The organism is Streptomyces sp. NPDC030820 (assembly GCF_055572075.1).
Map to the genome: position 1 here is coordinate 39,171 of NZ_JBVIEB010000007.1, position 16,921 is coordinate 56,091.

A 16,921-nucleotide genomic window follows, 5' to 3' on the forward strand; every position below is an offset into this window, starting at 1 on the left:
CTTGCGATGCATATTGCACTAGTGCATAATGGGCTTTGTGCTAGGAGAATATCCCATCGAAGGGCGCGGTGCAGCCGAGATCGCGGCCAGCGTCGAGCGCGCGGTCGGAGCCGGTGAGCTGCGGCCGGGTCAACCGCTGCCGCCCATGCGGGAGTTGGCGACCCGGCTCGGGGTGAACCCCAACACCGTGGCGGCCGCCTACCGCACCCTGCGCGAGCGCGGGGTGATCGAGACGGCCGGCCGCCGGGGCAGCCGGGTCCGGCCCAAGCCGGCCACCACCGGGCGCGAGGAACTGCGCGTGGAGGTCCCCGTCGGCGGCCGCGACCTGGCAGCCGGCAACCCCGACCCAGCCCTGTTGCCCCCTCTCGCCCCGGCCCTCGCCGCGGCCGCGGAGGAGGGCGACCGGCGGCCCGTCCTCTACGGCGACGACCCGGTCGACCCGGACCTCGTCCGCATGGCCCGCGCCGAACTCGACGCCGACGGCGTCCCGGCGGGACCGCTGACCGTGACCTCCGGCTCCCTCGACGCCATCGAGCGCGTCCTCGCCGCGCACCTCAGGGCGGGCGACGCGGTCGCCGTCGAGGATCCCGGCTGGGGCAGCGTCCTCGACCTGGTCCCGGCGCTGGGCCTGCGCACGCTCCCGGTCGGCATGGACGACGACGGACCGCGCCCCGAAGACCTGCGCCAGGCACTGGAGTCCGGGGCCCGCGCGCTGATCGTCACCGACCGCGCACAGAACCCGACCGGTGCCTCGGTGACCGCCACGCGCGCGCGTTCCCTGCGCGCGGTGCTGCGCGAACATCCGGGAACGCTGCTGATCGAGGACGACCACGGCCACGGCATCGTCGACCTTCCGCTGCATCCCCTCGCGGGCGTCACCCACCACTGGGCCGTCGTCCGCTCCGCCTCCAAGGCCTACGGGCCCGACCTGCGCGTGGCCGTCGTCGCCGGCGACCCGGTCACCGTCGACCGGGTACGCGGCCGGCAGCGCCTCGGCCCGGGCTGGGTGAGCCTGCTGCTGCAGCGGGCCGTGGCCCGCCTGTGGTCCGAGGGCGCGGTGGACCGGCAGGCGGTGGCGAAGGCGTACGCCGCCCGGCGGGACGCGCTGGTCGACGCGCTGGCGGAACGCGGAGTCGTCGCCCACGGCCGCAGCGGCATGAACGTGTGGGTACCGGTCCCCGACGAGACGGGCGCGGTGGCCCGCCTGCTGCAGGCGGGCTGGGCGGTGGCGCCGGGGGCCCGCTTCCGCCTGAACAGCGGCCCGGCGATCCGCATCACGGTCTCGACCCTCACGGAGGAGGACATCGGCCTCCTGGCGGACGCGGTGGCGGCAGCGGTACGACCGTCACCGGCGCGCGTCTATGGCTGAGGGTGCGCTACGAAGGGGCGCGGGGCTGTATCGATGTGCGGCTCCGCCGCGTGGGCGCGACGAGTCACGTCGGACCCGCACTCGCGCACCAACCCCAAGCCCCTCCCCGTCAGGCGCTCTTCCGCCGCACCTGAGTGAGCGCGGCCCCCGCCAGCACGATCACCGCCCCCACCGGTGTGGTCCACCGCAACGACTCCCCGAGAATCGCAACCCCCGCACCCGTCGCGATGACAGGAATGAAGTACGTGACCATCTGCGCGGTCGTCGGCCCGACCTCGGCGACCAACCCGTACTGAATGAGCACCGCAAGCCCCGTGCCCAGCGCCCCCAGCGCGGCGATCGCGAGCAGCGGAACGAGCGGGAAATGCGCGGGGAAGCTGGTGAACAACGGTGTCACGACGGCCAGTTGAAGCGCTGCGAGCATCAGCTGCGCCCCCGTCATCGACAGATGGGAGTTGCCCGTCCCCGCGAGCGTCCGCCGGACGTGGATCCAGCCCACCGGGTAGCTCAGCGAGGCCAGCAGGGCCATGGCCGTACCCGTCGCGTCGAGCCCGTGGAAGCCCTGCCACGCGCCCAGCACCGTCAGCACCCCGAGGAACCCCAGCCCGAGCCCGGCCACGCGGACCCGGGTCGGCCGGTCCTCGGAGAGGGCGACCAGCGACAGGGCCATCCCCCACAGGGGTGACGTGGCGTTGCAGATGCCGGCCAGCGTGGACGGGATCGTCAGCTCGGAGTAGGCGAAGAGGGAGAACGGAAGTGCGTTCAGGAAGAACGCAGCGACCGCCATATGGCCCCACAGCCGGGCCCCGCGCGGCAGCTTCTCCCGCTTGACCGCCATCGCCGCCGCCAGCACCGCCGTACCGAACACCAGACGCCCGAGGGTGACCTGGAAGGGCGCGTAGCCCGCCGTGCCGACCTTGATCAACAGGAAGCTGAAGCCCCAGATCAGGGACAGCGCGCCGAAGCGGAGTCGCCAGTCGAGGCGGGCGCGGGGCCGGGCGGGGGCGGGGGACTGGGTTCGGGGTGCGGTGATCGTACTCATGGTCTCAAGGATGCTGGCGGCAACCTCGTAGCACAATCGACATTTGCCACCCGATACCTCTTAGAATCCCTTACATGTTGAACCTGGAGCGCCTGCGCACCCTGGACGCCCTCGCCCGGCACGGCTCGGTGAGCGCGGCCGCGGACGCGCTGCACGTCACCACGTCCGCCGTCTCCCAGCAGCTGGGCAAGCTGGAGCGCGAGATCGGCCAGCAGCTGCTCGCCAAGAACGGCCGGGGGGTGCGGCTCACCGACGCCGGCCGACTGCTGTCGGAGCACGCGGCACGCATCCTGTCGCAGGTCGAACTCGCCGAGTCCGACCTGGAGGCGCATCGCGGGCAGGTCGTCGGCGAGCTGCGACTGTCCGCGTTCCCGACCGCCGCTCGCGGGCTCTTCCCGGTCGCGCTCGGCGCGCTGCGGGCCGAGCATCCCGGGCTGCGTGTGCGCTCCAGCGAGCTGGAGCCGGAGCAGGGGATCGCGGCCGTCGTCCGGGGTGATCTCGATCTCGCGGTGGTCCTGGACTGGTACAACAAGCCGATGCCCGTGCCCGACGGCCTGGTCAAGGCGCCCCTGCTGGACGACCCGGCCGATGTCGCCATGCCGGTCGGGCACCGGCTCGCCGACCGGGACGAGGTGGACCTCACCGAGTTCGCCGAGGACGAGTGGATCACCTGGGGCGAGGGTGAGTTCTGCCATGAGTGGCTGATGTTCACGCTGCGGTCCAAGGGTGTCGAGCCGATCGTCGGCCACCGCGCGGGCGAGACCCACACCCAGCTCGGCCTGGTCGCCGCCGGACTGGGCGTGTGCATCGCACCGCTGCTGGGCCGGCACCCGGTCCCGGAGGGCGTGGTCCTCGTGCCGCTCAAGCAGCGGGTGCGCCGGCACGTGTATGTGATCTGGCGGGCGGACGCCGACCGCCGCCCCTCGATCCGGGCGGCGGTGGAGGCCCTGCGCGCGGCGGCACGGAAGGTCGGCTGAGCGCCGGACCCTATGCCCCGCCCAGCTTGCGGAAGTCCCAGGAGACGATCTTCTCCGGGGTCAGCCGGGCCCAGGCGTGGCGGCCGTCGTGGGGCATCTCGTCCAGGCCGAAGTTCTTCCGCGCGAACAGCGTCTCGGGCGTGTCGAGTTCGGCGCACAGCTCCCCGGTGCGCGGCACCTCTCCCACGAACTCCACCCGGCCGGACAGCTCGACGCCGCGCAACTGGTCGTACTCCTCGCCCGAGTCGACCACGACGGCCACCCGCGGATCGCGGCGCAGCTGGGCCCAGCGCCTGCTGCGCACCACCGAGTACAGCCACAGCGAGGTGCCGTCCCAGGCGAACCACAGCGCGCTGACATGCGGAGTGCCGTCCGCCGAGACGGTCGCGACCCGGCAGGTGCGCTGACTGGTGAGGAACTCGTCCAGCTCGCCGGGCGTCATCATGATCTTCCGGCCCCGGCGCTGCTGAGTGACGGTCATGCGGCCCCCTCTTCTCCCACGTCGTGCCAGAGAACTATTGTGTCCCGGTGATCCTCTGACACCACGTCAGAAAAGAAAATGGGTCGGCTGCAACGGATCGGCTGCAACGGATCGGCTTCAAGGGGGCGCCATGCCGTCGTACGAACTGCTCAGCGAACTCCTCGACCCCGTGAGCACCGTCCTGCTCACCGTGGAGTGCCAGCAGGGGGTCGTCGGTCCGGACAGCGCACTGCCCGAACTCGCCCGCGAGGCCCGCTCCTCCGGTGCACTGCGCAATGTGGCCCGGCTGGTCGCCGCCGCCCACGAGACCGGGGTCCAGGTGGTCCACGCGATCGCCGAGCGCCGCCCGGACGGCCGGGGCGCGAGCCGCAACGCCCGGCTGTTCCGGGCCGCCGAGCGGCTTCCTGTACAGCAGTTGAGCGGCAGTACGGCGGTGCGGGTCGCGCCCCCGATCGAGGTCACCGAGGAGGACTTCGTCGTACGACGGCTGCACGGCCTGTCCCCGATCCACGGCACCGACGTCGATGCCCTGCTGCGCAACCTCGGCTGCCGCACACTGATCGTCAGCGGTGTCTCCGCCAATGTGGCGATACCCAACGCGGTGTTCGACGCGGTCAACCTGGGCTACACCGCCGTCGTCCCGGCCGACGCCATCGCGGGGGTGCCCGCCGAGTACACCCCCGCGATGATCCGGCACACCCTGGCGCTGGTCGCCACGGTCTCGACCACCGACGAGGTGCTCGGCTGCCTCAAACGGCCGCGCGGACGCGGCTGAGCCGGCTCAGGCCAGCTTGATCTCGTCGCCGGAGACGGTGATCTTCGCCGAAGGCAGCGGCTGGGTGGCGGGGCCCTGCTTCACACTGCCGTCCTCGGCGGAGAAGTGGCTGTTGTGGCACGGGCAGACGATCACACCGTTCGCCACGCTGCCGACCGCGCACCCCTGATGGGTGCACTTGGACGAGAACGCCTTGAACGTGCCCGCCGCCGGCTGTGTGACCACCACGCCCTGGTCCTTGAAGACCTTCCCGCCGCCCTCGGGGATGTCGGAGGTCTTGGCGAGCGCGGTGCCCCCGGCGGAGCCGCCGCTGTTCTGCGACGCTCCCGTGGAGCCGGTCGAGCCGGTCGAGCCGGAGGAACCGGACCCGGTGTTGACCGTGTCGGACGAGTTGTTGTCGCCGGAACCGCAGGCGGTCAGCGCGGCAGCGAGCCCCGCCGCTCCGGCCGCCGCCACCACCGTGCGGCGGGCCGGTCCGGTGTGGGGCTGGGACGAGGCGCTGGTCATGTGGGATTCCCTTCCGCGGAGCTTCTCGTGATCCGTCCAGGGGTACGGCGCCCGGGCGCCGCCCGTTCAGACGGGCAGCCAGATCCTTGCCGTCCGGACATGAGACGGCCGTAAGCCACAGCTGTGGGCCTGCTGTCGGCCGCCACCAGTAACCTGGGGCGATGCTCAAGGAAGTCACCGCGACCCGCTATGTCACGCCCCTGCGTGAGGGGGGCTCGCTGCCGGGGCTCGTCGAGGCCGACGACTTCGGGACCTACGTCCTGAAGTTCACCGGCGCCGGACAGGGCCGCAAGACACTGGTCGCCGAGGTGGTGTGCGGCGAACTCGCCCGCCGCCTCGGATTCCGGATGCCCCGGCTGGTCACCGTCCGGCTGGACCCGGTCCTGGGCCTCGGCGAGCCCGAACAGCAGGTGCAGGACCTGCTCAGGTCCAGCGGTGGCAGCAACCTCGGCATGGACTTCCTCTCCGGGGCCCTCGGCTACGACCCGCTGGCCTTCGCGGTGAGCCCCGAGGAGGCGGGCCGGATCGTCTGGTTCGACGCACTGATCAACAACGTGGACCGGTCCTGGCGCAATCCGAACCTCCTGGTGCACCGCGGCGAGCTGTGGCTCATCGACCACGGCGCGACGATGATCTGGCACCACAACTGGCCCTCCGCCGAGGCCTCCGCGGCCCGCCCCTACGACGCCGCCGACCACGCCCTCGCCCGCTTCGCTCCGGACGTCCCCGCCGCCGCGGCCGCCCTGGCGCCCCGCGTCACCGAGGACCTGCTCGCCGAGGTCACCGCCGAGATCCCGGACGCCTGGCTCACCGACGAGCCCGGCTTCGACACCCCGGACGAGCTGCGCCGGGCCTACGCCAGGCCGCTGCTCGCGCGGGCGGCCGTCATCGCCGAGCGCATCACCGGCATCGAGGGGACGAAGTGAGCGAGACCCACATCCACATGGCCGGCCATGTCACCGAGCGGCACATCACCCGGGCGGGCCAGGGCGGCGACCGGGACGTGTTCGAGTACGCGCTGCTCAGGGTCGTACCGCGCGTGGAGCGCGGCGAGTGCATCAACGCGGGCGTCGTCGTCTACAGCCGCGCGCGAGGCTACGTCGGCGCCCGTACCCACCTGGACGAGGCCCGGCTGCTCGCGCTGGACCCGGAGGCGGACGTGGCCGGGATCCGGGCGGCGCTCGGTGCCATGGAGCGCCACTGCGCGGGCGGAGAGGAGGCCGGGCAGGCCGCCGGGGACGACGCCGGGCGCCGCTTCCGCTGGCTGATCGCACCCCGCTCCACGGTCGTCCAGCCCGGCCCCGTGCACACCGGCCTGACCACCGACCCGGCCGCCGAGACGGAGCGGTTGCTGGACCTCTTGGTGAGGTAATGGATCACACGCACCCGGTGTGCCGTTGACACCGGGTGCCAGGGCTTCTAGCGTCACGTGTGCTGAAGGTACTAAGCGGTCGCTCACCGCATGAGGGGCTCACTTCCGAGGGCCCCGACAGGTTCTCTCAAGGGCGAGGAGAAGCAGCAATGTCCACCACTGAACAGCGGGTCGCGGTAGTCACCGGCGCGGCGCGCGGCATCGGCGCCGCCACCGCCGTACGACTGGCCGCCGAGGGTCGCGCGGTCGCCGTGATCGACCTCGACGAGGCCGCCTGCAAGGACACCGTCGAGAAGATCACCGCCGCCGGCGGCAAGGCGATCGCGGTCGGCGCCGACGTCTCCGACGAGGCGCAGGTCGAGGCGGCCGTCGCCCGGATCGTCGAGGAGCTGGGCGCCCCGACGATCCTGGTCAACAACGCGGGCGTGCTGCGTGACAACCTGCTGTTCAAGATGAGCGTCTCCGACTGGGACACCGTCATGAACGTGCACCTGCGCGGTTCGTTCCTGATGACCAAGGCCGTACAGAAGCACATGGTCGACGCGGGCTTCGGCCGCATCGTCAACCTCTCCTCGTCCTCGGCGCTGGGCAACCGCGGCCAGGCCAACTACTCCGCCGCCAAGGCGGGCCTGCAGGGCTTCACCAAGACCCTCGCCATCGAGCTGGGCAAGTTCGGCATCACCGCCAACGCCGTCGCCCCCGGCTTCATCGCCACCGAGATGACCAAGGCCACCGCCGACCGGGTCGGCATGGGCTTCGACGACTTCAAGAAGGCCGCCGCCACCCAGATCCCGGTGCAGCGCGTCGGCGAGCCCGAGGACATCGCCAACGCCATCGCGTTCTTCACCGGCGAGGCGGCCGGCTTCGTCTCCGGCCAGGTGCTGTACGTCGCCGGCGGACCGCTGAACTAAGGAAACAGGTACATGACTTCCGCTGAACTCCCCGAGCTCTCGGGCAAGGTCGCCCTGGTCACGGGCGCCAGCCGCGGCATCGGCTACGGCGTCGCCGAGGCGTTCGTCGCCCGTGGCGACCGTGTGTGCATCACCGGCCGCAACGAGGACGCGCTGAAGGAGGCCGTCGACAAGCTCGGCTCGGACCGGGTCATCGGCATCGCCGGCAAGGCGCACGACCTGGCCCACCAGACCGAGGCCGTCGAGCGCACCATGGAGGCCTTCGGCCGCCTGGACTTCCTGGTCAACAACGCGGGCACCAACCCGGTCTTCTGCCCGATCGCCGACCTCGACCTGGACGTGGCCCGCAAGGTCTTCGAGACCAATGTGATCTCCGCGCTCGGCTTCGCCCAGAAGACCTGGCACGCCTGGCAGAAGGACAACGGCGGCGCGATCGTCAACATCGCCTCGGTCGCGGGCCTGGCGCCCTCGCCGTTCATCGGCGCCTACGGCGTCAGCAAGGCCGCGATGATCAATCTGACCCAGCAGCTGGCGCACGAGTTCGCGCCCAGGGTGCGGGTCAACGCGATAGCCCCGGCCGTGGTCAAGACCAAGTTCGCGCAGGCGCTGTACGAGAACCGCGAGGAGGAGGCGGCCGCCGCCTACCCCCTCGGCCGGCTCGGCGTGCCCTCCGACATCGGCGGGGCCGCCGCCTTCCTCACCTCCGAGCAGTCCGACTGGATCACCGGTCAGACGCTCGTCGTGGACGGCGGCATCTTCCTGAACGCCGGCGTGGGCTGAGTCATCTTCCGGGCGCCGATTTTCGGACGGATCGGCGCCCGGAACGCCGTATGGAATCCGCACAGCGGACTGACAACGTCGTCATCGTGAAATCGATCAAGAAGCCCCGTTTCGGGGGAGGTTCAGGGCGTCGAACGCTGCGGTATGGTCTGCCGACCCTTGGTATGGCAGATCGAGGAGCGTGCGCGTGTTCAACCGGAACCGATTCCTGCGGAGAGTCGCGGCGATCGCGTCCATATCCCTGGTGGCCGGCTGCAGCCTGCTGTCCGACGGCGGCGACGGCAAGGGCCCCATCGTCGTCGGTACCACCAGCGCCCCCAGCACGCTGGACCCCGCCGGCGCCTGGGACGGCTCCTGGGAGCTGTACCGCAACATCTTCCAGACCCTGCTGGCCTTCCCCAGCGGTGCCGCCACCCCCCAGCCCGACGCCGCCGAGAGCTGCTCCTTCACCGACACCTCGAGCCGCACCTACCGCTGCACGCTCCGCGCGGGCATGAAGTTCGCCGACGGCGACCCGCTGAACGCCCAGGCCGTCAAGCACTCCATCGACCGCATCCGCACGATCAACGCCCCCGGCGGCCCCGCCGGTCTGCTCGGCAGCCTGGACCGGGTGCAGGCGCTCGGCGACCGCGAGATCGTCTTCCACCTCAACCAGCCCGACGCCACCTTCCCGTTCGTGCTGGCCACGCCCGCCATGTCGATCGTCGACCCGGACGACTACCCCGCGCGCTCCCTGCGCAAGGACGACAACGTCTACGGCTCCGGGCCGTACAAGGTCCAGTCCTACGAGGACGGCAAGCAGGCCGTCCTCGTCGCCAACGGCAACTACCGGGGCTTCGCCAAGCGGCAGAACGACGCGGTGACCATCCGCTACTTCCAGGACTCGGCCCAGATGGTCAAGGCGCTGCGGGACAAGCAGATCGACGTCACCTACCGCGGCCTCGCCGCCGACGACATCCTCGCCCTCCAGCAGCACAGCGACAGCAACCTCCAGCTGGTCGACGGCTCCGGCATCGACATCAGCTACCTGGTGTTCAACCCCAAGGACCCCTGGGCCAAGCAGCCCGCCGTACGCAAGGCCGTCGCCCAGATCGTCGACCGGGGCGCCATCGCGCACAAGGTCTACAAGGACACGGTCGACCCGCTGTACTCGATGGTCCCCAGGGGCCTGACCGGACACACCACCGGCTTCTTCGACGACTACGGCGACCCGAGCGTCCCCAAGGCCCGCAAGATCCTCTCCGACGCGGGCATCCACCAGCCCGTGCCGCTCACCCTCTGGTACACCACCGACCGCTACGGCTCCGAGACCGCGCTGATGTTCCAGGAGCTGAAGCGGCAGCTGGAGGCCTCCGGGCTGTTCACGATCACGCTCAAGAGCCGCCCCTGGAAGACCTATGTGGTCGGTTACCAGAAGGGCGAGTACCCGGTGTTCGGGCGCGGCTGGTTCCCCGACTTCCCCGACGCGGACAACTTCATCGCCCCGTTCGTCGGCGAGCACAACGCGCTCGGTACGCCCTACCCGGCCAAGGAGATCACCGGCAAGCTGCTGCCCCACTCGCGCGCCGAGAGCGACCGCGCCCAGACGGTCAAGGACATGGAGCAGGCCCAGCAGATCATCGTCGACGACGCGCGGCTGATCCCGCTGTGGCAGGGCCGGCAGTTCATCGCCGCCAGCGAGGACATCTCCGGCGGCGAGCAGGCCCTCGACCCGTCGACGATCATGATGATGTGGGCACTGCACCGCAAGACCAGCTGGTGAGCCGGTGAACGGCCCTTGCGGCCCCGATTGTCAGTGGTCACCTGTAGGTTCTGCATCCTGGAAGTGACCGCACGACGTAGTCGATCGACCGTGAGGACGTTGACGTGACCGACATCGCCATGCTGCCCGAGTCCTGGCGCGGGGTTCTGGGCGACGAGCTGCAGCAGCCCTACTTCAAGGAGCTGACCGAGTTCGTCGAGGAGGAGCGGGCGAAGGGTCCCGTCTACCCGCCGCGGGAGGAGGTCTTCGCCGCGCTGGAGGCGACGCCGTACGAGCAGGTCAAGGTACTCGTCCTGGGCCAGGACCCGTACCACGGCGAGGGCCAGGGCCACGGCCTGTGCTTCTCGGTCCGCCCCGGCGTGAAGACCCCGCCCTCCCTGCGGAACATCTACAAGGAGATGCAGGAGGAGCTGGGCCTGCCGATCCCGGACAACGGCTATCTGATGCCGTGGGCCCGGCAGGGCGTGCTGCTGCTCAACGCGGTCCTCACGGTCCGGGCCGGCGAGGCCAACTCGCACAAGGGCAAGGGCTGGGAGAAGTTCACCGACGCGGTGATCCGCGCGGTGGCCTCCCGCCCCGACCCGGCGGTCTTCGTCCTGTGGGGCAACTACGCACAGAAGAAGCTGCCGCTGATCGACGAGAAGCGGCACGCGGTGGTCAAGGGCGCGCACCCTTCGCCGCTGTCCGCGAAGAAGTTCTTCGGCTCCCGCCCCTTCACGCAGATCAACGAGGCGATCGCCGCGCAGGGACATGAGCCGATCGACTGGCGCATCCCGAATCTGGGCTGAGGACAGGGAGCGCCTCGAAGCCGACGGAGGTGCAACTCCCAGGGGCGCGGGGCCGTATCGATATGCGGCTCCGCCGCGTGGGCGCGACCAGCCCTCCACCGGCCCGCAGCCGACCACCGGCCCAGGCCGCAACGGCGCCGCCTGCCGAGGAATCCAGACGGCGCCGTTTAGCGTCAGCACCACACAACGGTCGACAGCCCGGAGGGCCCCGTGGCGGAGCAACAGGAGCAGGCGGCACCGGATGCCCTGCTGACGCGGATCGGGCAGGTCGTGATGCTGCACCACGGCGGCGACCGCGAGGAGGCCCGCAGCCGCTTTCTGACCCTGTGGGCGGAGATCGGCGAGGACGGCGACCCACTGCACCGCTGCACCCTGGCCCACTATCTCGCGGACACCCAGGACGACCCGGAGGACGAACTCGCCTGGGATCTCAGGGCGTTGTCGGCGGCGGAGGACCGGGGCGCTCCGCCGAGTGTGCGGGGGTTGTTCCCCTCGCTCCATCTCAATCTTGCCGCCGACTATGCGAAGCTGGGCCGGGACGAGGCTGCCCGAACCCATCTGCGCCGGGCGCGCGATGCCGCTGCCGCTCTGGCCGACGATGGGTACGGCGACGGGGTGTGGGCTGCGATCGGGCGGCTGGAGTCGCGGCTGGGTGACTGACGCCTCCCGGGGGCGCGCTTCAGTGGCCGTAGGTCCGCTCGCAGATCTCCGCCTCCGGGCTGTCTGCTCGCCAGCCGCCGTACTGCTTGCCCAGGGCGCATGCGTTCGGGGCCTTCGGGGCCGCGTTCGGCAGGTCCGGGGCGGCGGTGTGCGACCGTCGGGGGCGCTCGTGGGGACGTGACGGAGCAGGTGGGGCCGCCGGAGGGTGGTGTACGACCCGGGGTGCCTCCACCGTCGGATGCGGCGTGGCCGGCGTGGCGCGCCTCGGATGCCGGGACGGCCCCGTCATCTCCAGTGCCTCCTGGGCCGGTGCCTGCACCACCCGTGGCTTTGCGCTGCCGTCCGGCCGGGGCGCGGTCGGGAGCGAGGGCGCCGTGTCCCTCGGCGGCGCGGGTGTCGCGGGGCGCTGTACCGTCACACAGCCGGAGAGGGCCGAGACGGCCACGGTGACCAGGAGCGCTGTGGTGGTCGTCGTTCGATGCACCCGGGCAACTCTGCTGGTTCGGCGCCCGGGTTGGCACCAGGGAGCCGAGGTTGATGCCCCCGCAAGGGTGATCTCGTGCCCCGTACGGAGGAATCCGGGGTGCCGGGGCTGCCGTTCAGTCGCCGGTGGTGCCGTCGATGCGTTCGCGGATGAGGTCGGCGTGGCCGTTGTGCCGGGCGTACTCCTCGATCATATGGGTGTAGATCCAGCGCAGGCTGAACGGCTCGTCGGTGAACCTGCTCTTTCCCCGGGACAGATCGTCCAGTTCGAAGCGGGCCGCGTTGCGCCGGGCGATCTCGATCTCCGCCTGCCAGGTCGCGTACGCCTCCTGCCAGGTGTCGTCCTCGGTGAGATGGAACTCGCCGTCCCGGTCGTCCTCCGTGTAGTAGATCGGACCGGGGTCGTCGCCCACGAGCACCTTGCGGAACCAGCCTCGTTCCACCTCCGCCATGTGCCGCACCAGGCCCATGAGGGACAGCTCGGAGGGCGGCACGGACGCGGTCCGCAGCTGCTCGTCGGTCAGGCCCTCGCACTTCCAGGCCAGCGTCCGGCGGTGGTAGTCCAGCCAGCCCTCCAGCATGGCGCGTTCACCGGCGTTCAGGGCGGGCTCTCGGCGTTCGGTCGTCATGCCCGTATCCTCGCCGCTGGTCCACGCCCCCCACCAGGGGTTTTCAGCGGCCCAGCATCCCCGCCAGCAGTTCCCGCAGGCTCTTGCGGATCTCCTCCAGGCCCGGTTGCTCGGCGCTGAACGACCCCGCCGCGCAGGAGAACACCAGCCCGTCCGCCCAGGCGACCAGGGACAGCACATGCCGGGCCGGGTCGGGTGAGCCGACGGCGGCGAGCATCGCGGCCAGTTGCTCCTTGAAGACGGCACCGGTCCGGTCGTAGAAGGCGCGCAGCTCGGGGCGGCGGGTGGCCTCCAGGGCGAGTTCGTAGCGGGCGATGAGCAGTTCGCGGCCCCTGGTCAGGGAGCGGTGCACGGCCAGGGCCAGCCCGTCGGCGAGCGCGTCGAGGCCGCCGCTCGGATCCGGCAGCTCCGCCACGTCCAGCACCCGGGCCTCGCGTTCGGCGTGCCGCCGTACCGCCAGTTCCAGCAGGGCCTGCCGGGTGCGCGCCACGTTCGACGTCGAGCCCGGCGGCAGTCCCGCCGCCTCGTCCACCGCCCGGTGCGTCAGCCCGCGCATCCCGCGCTCGGCGAGCAGGGCGAGGGCGGCGTCGGCGACCAGATCGGCGCGGGAGGCGCTGGGGGTGCGTACGGACATGAGGTGACCCTATCTGTCTCACTACGGCTGTAGTAGAGTCGCACTCACTACAGGTGTAGTCGAGGGTTCGAGGGTTTCGGGAGGAACCATGGCTCGGTCGGGGCGCGCGATCGTCATCGGTGGCGGCATCGGAGGTCTGGCCGCAGCGGCGACTCTGCATCGCAGGGACTGGGATGTGAGCGTGCTGGAGCGGGCCAGCTCCCTGGAACTGGTCGGCGCGGCCATCTCGCTCGCGCCGAACGCCCTGCGCGCCCTGGACGTGCTCGGCATCGGCGAGGAGATCCGCGACCACGCCGCCTGGCAGGGGGACGGCGGACTGCGTACGCCGCGCGGGCGGTGGCTGTCCCGGTCCAGTGCCGAGGCGGCCGCCGCCCGCTTCGGCGGCCCCCTGGTCCTGCTGCCCCGCGCCACCCTGGTCGACCGCCTCGCCGCCCTGCTCCCGCCGGGTGCCGTCCGTACGGCGGCCGCCGCGCAGCTCACCGACCCCGGCGACAGCCGGCGGCCCGCCCGAGTGCGCATCGGCGACGACGAACTGGAGGCCGAGCTGGTGGTGGGCGCGGACGGCATCAACTCCCGTGTCCGCGGCGCCCTGTTTCCCGACCATCCCGGCCCGGTGTACGCGGGGTTCACCACCTGGCGGGTGCTGATCCCGGTGCCCGGCGTGCAGTTCGCCTCGCACGAGACCTGGGGCCGGGGCCGCATCTGGGGCACGCACCCGCTCAAGGACGGCCGCGTCTACGCCTACGCGGCGGCCATGACCCCGGCCGGCGGGCGGGCACCCGACGACGAGAAGGCCGAACTCCTGCGCCTGTTCGGTGACTGGCACGACCCCGTCCCCGCCGTCCTCGCCGCCGCCCGCCCCGAGGACGTGCTCCGGCACGACGTCCACCACATCGTCACGCCCCTGCCCGCCTACCACTCGGGCCGGGTGGCCCTGCTCGGCGACGCCGCCCACGCCATGCCGCCGACCCTCGGCCAGGGCGGCAACCAGGCCGTCGAGGACGCCGTCGTGCTCGCGCACCACTGCGACGACCTGGCCGCCTACACCGCCGCCCGGCTGCCGCGCACCACCGCGATCGCCCGCCGGGCCGTCAAGGCCGCACGCGTGAACATGGCCGGCAACCCCGTAGCCGTCGCCGTACGCGACACCCTGATCGCGGCCCTGTCGAAGGCCGCACCCGCCCTCCTCCTGCGCGGCTTCGACGGCATCGCCGACTGGCGGCCCCCGTATGCTGCCGGAGAGGCAATCAAGCGGTAGGGGAGAGGCACGTGAAGGTCGGCTGCATCGGACTCGGGGACATCGCGCAGAAGGCGTACCTGCCGGTGCTGGCCATGCAGCCGGGGGTCGACCTGCACGTCCAGACCAGGACGGCCGCCACCCTGGACCGGGTCGCGGACAGCCTGCATCTGCCGGCCGACCGGCGCCACACCACGCTCGACTCCCTGCTCGGGGCCGGTCTCGACGCGGCCTTCGTGCACGCGCCGACCGCCGTCCACCCCGAGATCGTCACCCGGCTGCTCGATGCGGGCGTACCGACGTACGTGGACAAGCCGCTCGCCTACGAACTCGCCGACTCCGAGCGGCTGGTGAGGCTTGCCGAGCAGCGCGGGGTCTCCTTGTTCGTCGGCTTCAACCGCCGGTACGCGCCCGGGTACGCGCAGTGTCTGGAGCACCCGCGCGAGCTGATCCTCATGCAGAAGAACCGGATCGGGCTGCCCGAGGAACCCCGCTCGATGATCCTGGACGACTTCATCCACGTCGTCGACACCCTGCGCTTCCTGGTGCCGGGAACGGTCGACGACATCACCGTGCGCGCCCGGGTCGCGGCCGGGCTGCTGCACCACGTCGTGCTCCAGCTCGCCGGGGACGGCTTCACCGCGCTCGGCGTGATGAACCGGCTCAGCGGGTCCACGGAGGAGATCCTGGAGGTCTCCGGGCAGGACACCAAGCGCCAGGTGCTCAACCTCGCCGAGGTGATCGACCACAAGGGCCAGCCGACCGTGCGCCGGCGCGGCGACTGGGTGCCGGTGGCCCGGCAGCGCGGCATCGAGCAGGCGGTCCTCGCCTTCCTCGACGCCGTACGCGCCGGGAAGGTGCTCAGCGCCCGGGACGCGCTGGCGACCCATGAGCTGTGCGAGCGGGTGGTACGAGCGGTTGGGGACCGCTGCGCCGCAGCCTGAGCGCCCGCAGGCTCTCGGTGACGCACAGCGCCGCCAGCACCAGCAGCGCGCCGTGCACCGGCCAGTCGCCGTAGCGGACGTACGGCGTGATGCCGTGCGCGAGCGGTACGTCGTACACCCGGGCGGCGCTCGCGTCGGTGCCGAGCCACGGACCGAGCCGCTGCCCGCCCGGGCCGTACACGGCCGAGACGCCGGTGAGGGTGGCGTGCACCATCGGGCGGCCGGTCTCGGCGGCCCGCAGGGCGGCCAGCGAGGCATGCTGCTCCGGCGCCCAGCTGTCCTGGAAGGTGGACGTGGCCGACTGCCCGAGCAGGACGTCGGCGCCGTCCTCGGCGAGATGGCGGCTCATGTCGGGGAACGCGGTCTCGAAGCAGATCAGCGGGCCGATCCGCAGCCCGTGCCCGACGTTCAGCACGACCTGCTCGGTGCCGCGCCTGCGGTCCTCGCCGGCCGCCTTGCCGACCGAGGTGGCCCAGCCGAGGAGCGAGCGTTCCGGTATGTACTCGCCGAAGGGCACGAGGCGCATCTTGTCGTACCGTTCGCCGGTCGGGCCGTCCGGACCGATCAGCACCGAACTCTTGTAGATCCCGGGTCGGTCGGAGCGGCGGGCGTCCACGTTCACCAGCACGTCCGCGCCGGTCTCGCGGGACAGCGCGGCGATCCGCCGGGCCAGGTCGGGCCGGTGGCCCAGGTCGTACCCGACGCTGGACTCGCCCCACACGACCAGGTCGAGGTCCTGCCCGACGAGCCGCCGGGTCAGCTGCTCCTCGCGGTCGAACCGCTTTTCGCCGCTGTCGTGCCCGTCCACGATCCCGGGCTGTACGACGGCGATCCGCACCTGCCCGTCGACCTCCGGGCGCGGTGCCCAGGCCCATGCGGCCGAGGTCGCGGCGGCCGTGGCGACCAGCGAGGCCACGGCCGGTACGCGGGCCTCGCGCACGGATATCAGCACGGCCGCCGCCACGTTGACGGCCACCACCAGAAAGCTCAGCAGCCACACTCCGCCGACCGAGGCCAGCCGCAGCGCCGGCGACACCTGCCACTGGCTGGCGCCCAGCATGCCCCACGGCCCACCCAGCCCCTGCCAGGACCGCACCAGCTCCACCATCAGCCAGCCGGACGGCAGCACCAGCACCGCGGCGGCGCCCCGCCCCGGGGACGGCTGCTCGCCGAGGAAGCGGCGCACCAGCCAGCCCCAGGGCGCCCAGAGCACGCCCAGCAGGGCGGCTATCAGGAAGATGAACACGTGCAGGCTCGGCAGCAGCCAGTGGTGCACGGCCACCAGGAAGCCGAAGCCGCCGCACCAGCCGTCGTACGCCGCGCGGCGCCCGGTCGGAGCCGACCGGGCCAGCAGGATCCAGGGGACCAGGGCGACATAGGCGAACCACCACAGGGCCGGCGCGGGGAACGAGAGCACGGGAAGGGTGCCGGCGATCGCGGCTACGCCCGAGCGCCGCCAAGGGGAGGCGAGCCAGTGGTTGATCGTCCTCATGGGGCCCTCCCTACCCTGCGCCTATTCCAGTGTGCGCGGTGGGGGCGATCTACGACAGGGGGGCGCGGGATGCAAGGG

19 protein-coding genes are annotated in these 16,921 nt (G+C 71.7%); 12 read left to right on the forward strand and 7 right to left on the reverse strand.

All coding sequences use genetic code 11. The features are described from left to right. Positions 1–37: 37 nt before the first annotated feature. Complete coding sequence (locus tag ACZ418_RS20230; protein ID WP_468364520.1) at positions 38–1,369, forward strand: aminotransferase class I/II-fold pyridoxal phosphate-dependent enzyme; 1,332 nt, start codon at positions 38–40, stop codon at positions 1,367–1,369. Positions 1,370–1,478: 109 nt separating this feature from the next. Here ACZ418_RS20230 and ACZ418_RS20235 read toward each other — a convergent pair whose 3' ends face one another. Further along, complete coding sequence (locus ACZ418_RS20235; RefSeq protein ID WP_468364523.1) at positions 1,479–2,411, reverse strand: DMT family transporter; 933 nt, start codon at positions 2,409–2,411, stop codon at positions 1,479–1,481. Positions 2,412–2,485: 74 nt separating this feature from the next. Here ACZ418_RS20235 and ACZ418_RS20240 point away from each other — a divergent pair, with 74 nt between their 5' ends. Continuing rightward, a complete protein-coding gene (locus ACZ418_RS20240) occupies positions 2,486–3,388 on the forward strand; it encodes a LysR family transcriptional regulator (protein WP_468364526.1) in 903 nt (300 codons plus the stop codon). A gap of 10 nt (positions 3,389–3,398) precedes the next feature. Here ACZ418_RS20240 and ACZ418_RS20245 read toward each other — a convergent pair whose 3' ends face one another. Next, positions 3,399–3,869 carry a pyridoxamine 5'-phosphate oxidase family protein gene (locus tag ACZ418_RS20245; RefSeq protein WP_468364528.1) on the reverse strand — a complete coding sequence of 157 codons (471 nt, stop codon included), beginning with the start codon at positions 3,867–3,869 and terminating at the stop codon, positions 3,399–3,401. 130 nt (positions 3,870–3,999) lie between these two features. Between ACZ418_RS20245 and ACZ418_RS20250 the strand changes: the two genes are divergently transcribed. Further along, positions 4,000–4,644 carry a cysteine hydrolase family protein gene (locus ACZ418_RS20250; protein WP_468364530.1) on the forward strand — a complete coding sequence of 215 codons (645 nt, stop codon included), beginning with the start codon at positions 4,000–4,002 and terminating at the stop codon, positions 4,642–4,644. Between the two features lie 6 nt (positions 4,645–4,650). Here the strand turns inward: ACZ418_RS20250 and ACZ418_RS20255 are convergent, their stop codons facing one another. Next, positions 4,651–5,151 (reverse strand): Rieske (2Fe-2S) protein, encoded by a 501-nt coding sequence (locus tag ACZ418_RS20255; RefSeq protein ID WP_468364533.1) that lies wholly within the window; start codon positions 5,149–5,151, stop codon positions 4,651–4,653. A gap of 161 nt (positions 5,152–5,312) precedes the next feature. Between ACZ418_RS20255 and ACZ418_RS20260 the strand changes: the two genes are divergently transcribed. The 7 genes from ACZ418_RS20260 (at position 5,313) to ACZ418_RS20290 (ending at position 11,424) form a co-directional block, all read left to right on the forward strand. After that, positions 5,313–6,077, forward strand: coding sequence for a HipA family kinase (locus ACZ418_RS20260; protein ID WP_468364536.1), 765 nt, complete (start codon positions 5,313–5,315; stop codon positions 6,075–6,077). After that, positions 6,074–6,523: a DUF3037 domain-containing protein gene (locus tag ACZ418_RS20265; protein WP_468364539.1), complete on the forward strand. Its 450-nt coding sequence runs from the start codon at positions 6,074–6,076 to the stop codon at positions 6,521–6,523. Before ACZ418_RS20260 ends, ACZ418_RS20265 begins: the two co-directional genes overlap by 4 nt. Before the next feature lie 149 nt (positions 6,524–6,672). Further along, the gene (fabG, locus tag ACZ418_RS20270; RefSeq protein ID WP_450985500.1) at positions 6,673–7,434 is read left to right on the forward strand and encodes a 3-oxoacyl-ACP reductase FabG; all 762 of its coding nucleotides are present in this window, start codon (positions 6,673–6,675) and stop codon (positions 7,432–7,434) included. A gap of 12 nt (positions 7,435–7,446) precedes the next feature. Then, on the forward strand, positions 7,447–8,214 hold the full coding sequence (locus ACZ418_RS20275) for an SDR family oxidoreductase (RefSeq protein WP_468364541.1): 768 nt from the start codon (positions 7,447–7,449) through the stop codon (positions 8,212–8,214). Positions 8,215–8,401: 187 nt separating this feature from the next. Continuing rightward, positions 8,402–9,976 (forward strand): ABC transporter substrate-binding protein, encoded by a 1,575-nt coding sequence (locus ACZ418_RS20280; protein ID WP_468364544.1) that lies wholly within the window; start codon positions 8,402–8,404, stop codon positions 9,974–9,976. 104 nt (positions 9,977–10,080) lie between these two features. After that, a complete protein-coding gene (locus ACZ418_RS20285) occupies positions 10,081–10,764 on the forward strand; it encodes a uracil-DNA glycosylase (RefSeq protein ID WP_468364546.1) in 684 nt (227 codons plus the stop codon). A 210-nt stretch (positions 10,765–10,974) separates the two neighbouring features. Continuing rightward, positions 10,975–11,424 (forward strand): hypothetical protein, encoded by a 450-nt coding sequence (locus tag ACZ418_RS20290; protein ID WP_468364548.1) that lies wholly within the window; start codon positions 10,975–10,977, stop codon positions 11,422–11,424. A 19-nt stretch (positions 11,425–11,443) separates the two neighbouring features. On the opposite strand, the gene ACZ418_RS20295 is transcribed toward ACZ418_RS20290, so the two are convergent. The 3 genes from ACZ418_RS20295 to ACZ418_RS20305 all read right to left on the reverse strand — a co-directional run bounded on the left by ACZ418_RS20295 (position 11,444) and on the right by ACZ418_RS20305 (position 13,170). Continuing rightward, on the reverse strand, positions 11,444–11,908 hold the full coding sequence (locus tag ACZ418_RS20295; protein ID WP_468364550.1) for a hypothetical protein: 465 nt from the start codon (positions 11,906–11,908) through the stop codon (positions 11,444–11,446). A gap of 115 nt (positions 11,909–12,023) precedes the next feature. Next, a complete protein-coding gene (locus tag ACZ418_RS20300) occupies positions 12,024–12,536 on the reverse strand; it encodes a DinB family protein (protein WP_468364553.1) in 513 nt (170 codons plus the stop codon). A 43-nt stretch (positions 12,537–12,579) separates the two neighbouring features. Further along, a complete protein-coding gene (locus tag ACZ418_RS20305; protein WP_468364555.1) occupies positions 12,580–13,170 on the reverse strand; it encodes a TetR/AcrR family transcriptional regulator in 591 nt (196 codons plus the stop codon). An 88-nt stretch (positions 13,171–13,258) separates the two neighbouring features. On the opposite strand from ACZ418_RS20305, the gene ACZ418_RS20310 reads away from it, so the two are divergent. Both ACZ418_RS20310 and ACZ418_RS20315 read left to right on the forward strand, forming a co-directional pair. After that, positions 13,259–14,428: an FAD-dependent monooxygenase gene (locus tag ACZ418_RS20310; protein ID WP_468364557.1), complete on the forward strand. Its 1,170-nt coding sequence runs from the start codon at positions 13,259–13,261 to the stop codon at positions 14,426–14,428. 11 nt (positions 14,429–14,439) lie between these two features. Further along, positions 14,440–15,351 (forward strand): Gfo/Idh/MocA family protein, encoded by a 912-nt coding sequence (locus tag ACZ418_RS20315; RefSeq protein ID WP_468364560.1) that lies wholly within the window; start codon positions 14,440–14,442, stop codon positions 15,349–15,351. On the opposite strand, the gene lnt is transcribed toward ACZ418_RS20315, so the two are convergent. Then, positions 15,269–16,843 carry an apolipoprotein N-acyltransferase gene (gene lnt / locus ACZ418_RS20320; protein ID WP_468364562.1) on the reverse strand — a complete coding sequence of 525 codons (1,575 nt, stop codon included), beginning with the start codon at positions 16,841–16,843 and terminating at the stop codon, positions 15,269–15,271. The two genes, ACZ418_RS20315 and lnt, sit on opposite strands and share 83 nt — an antisense overlap. Positions 16,844–16,921 lie beyond the last annotated feature (78 nt).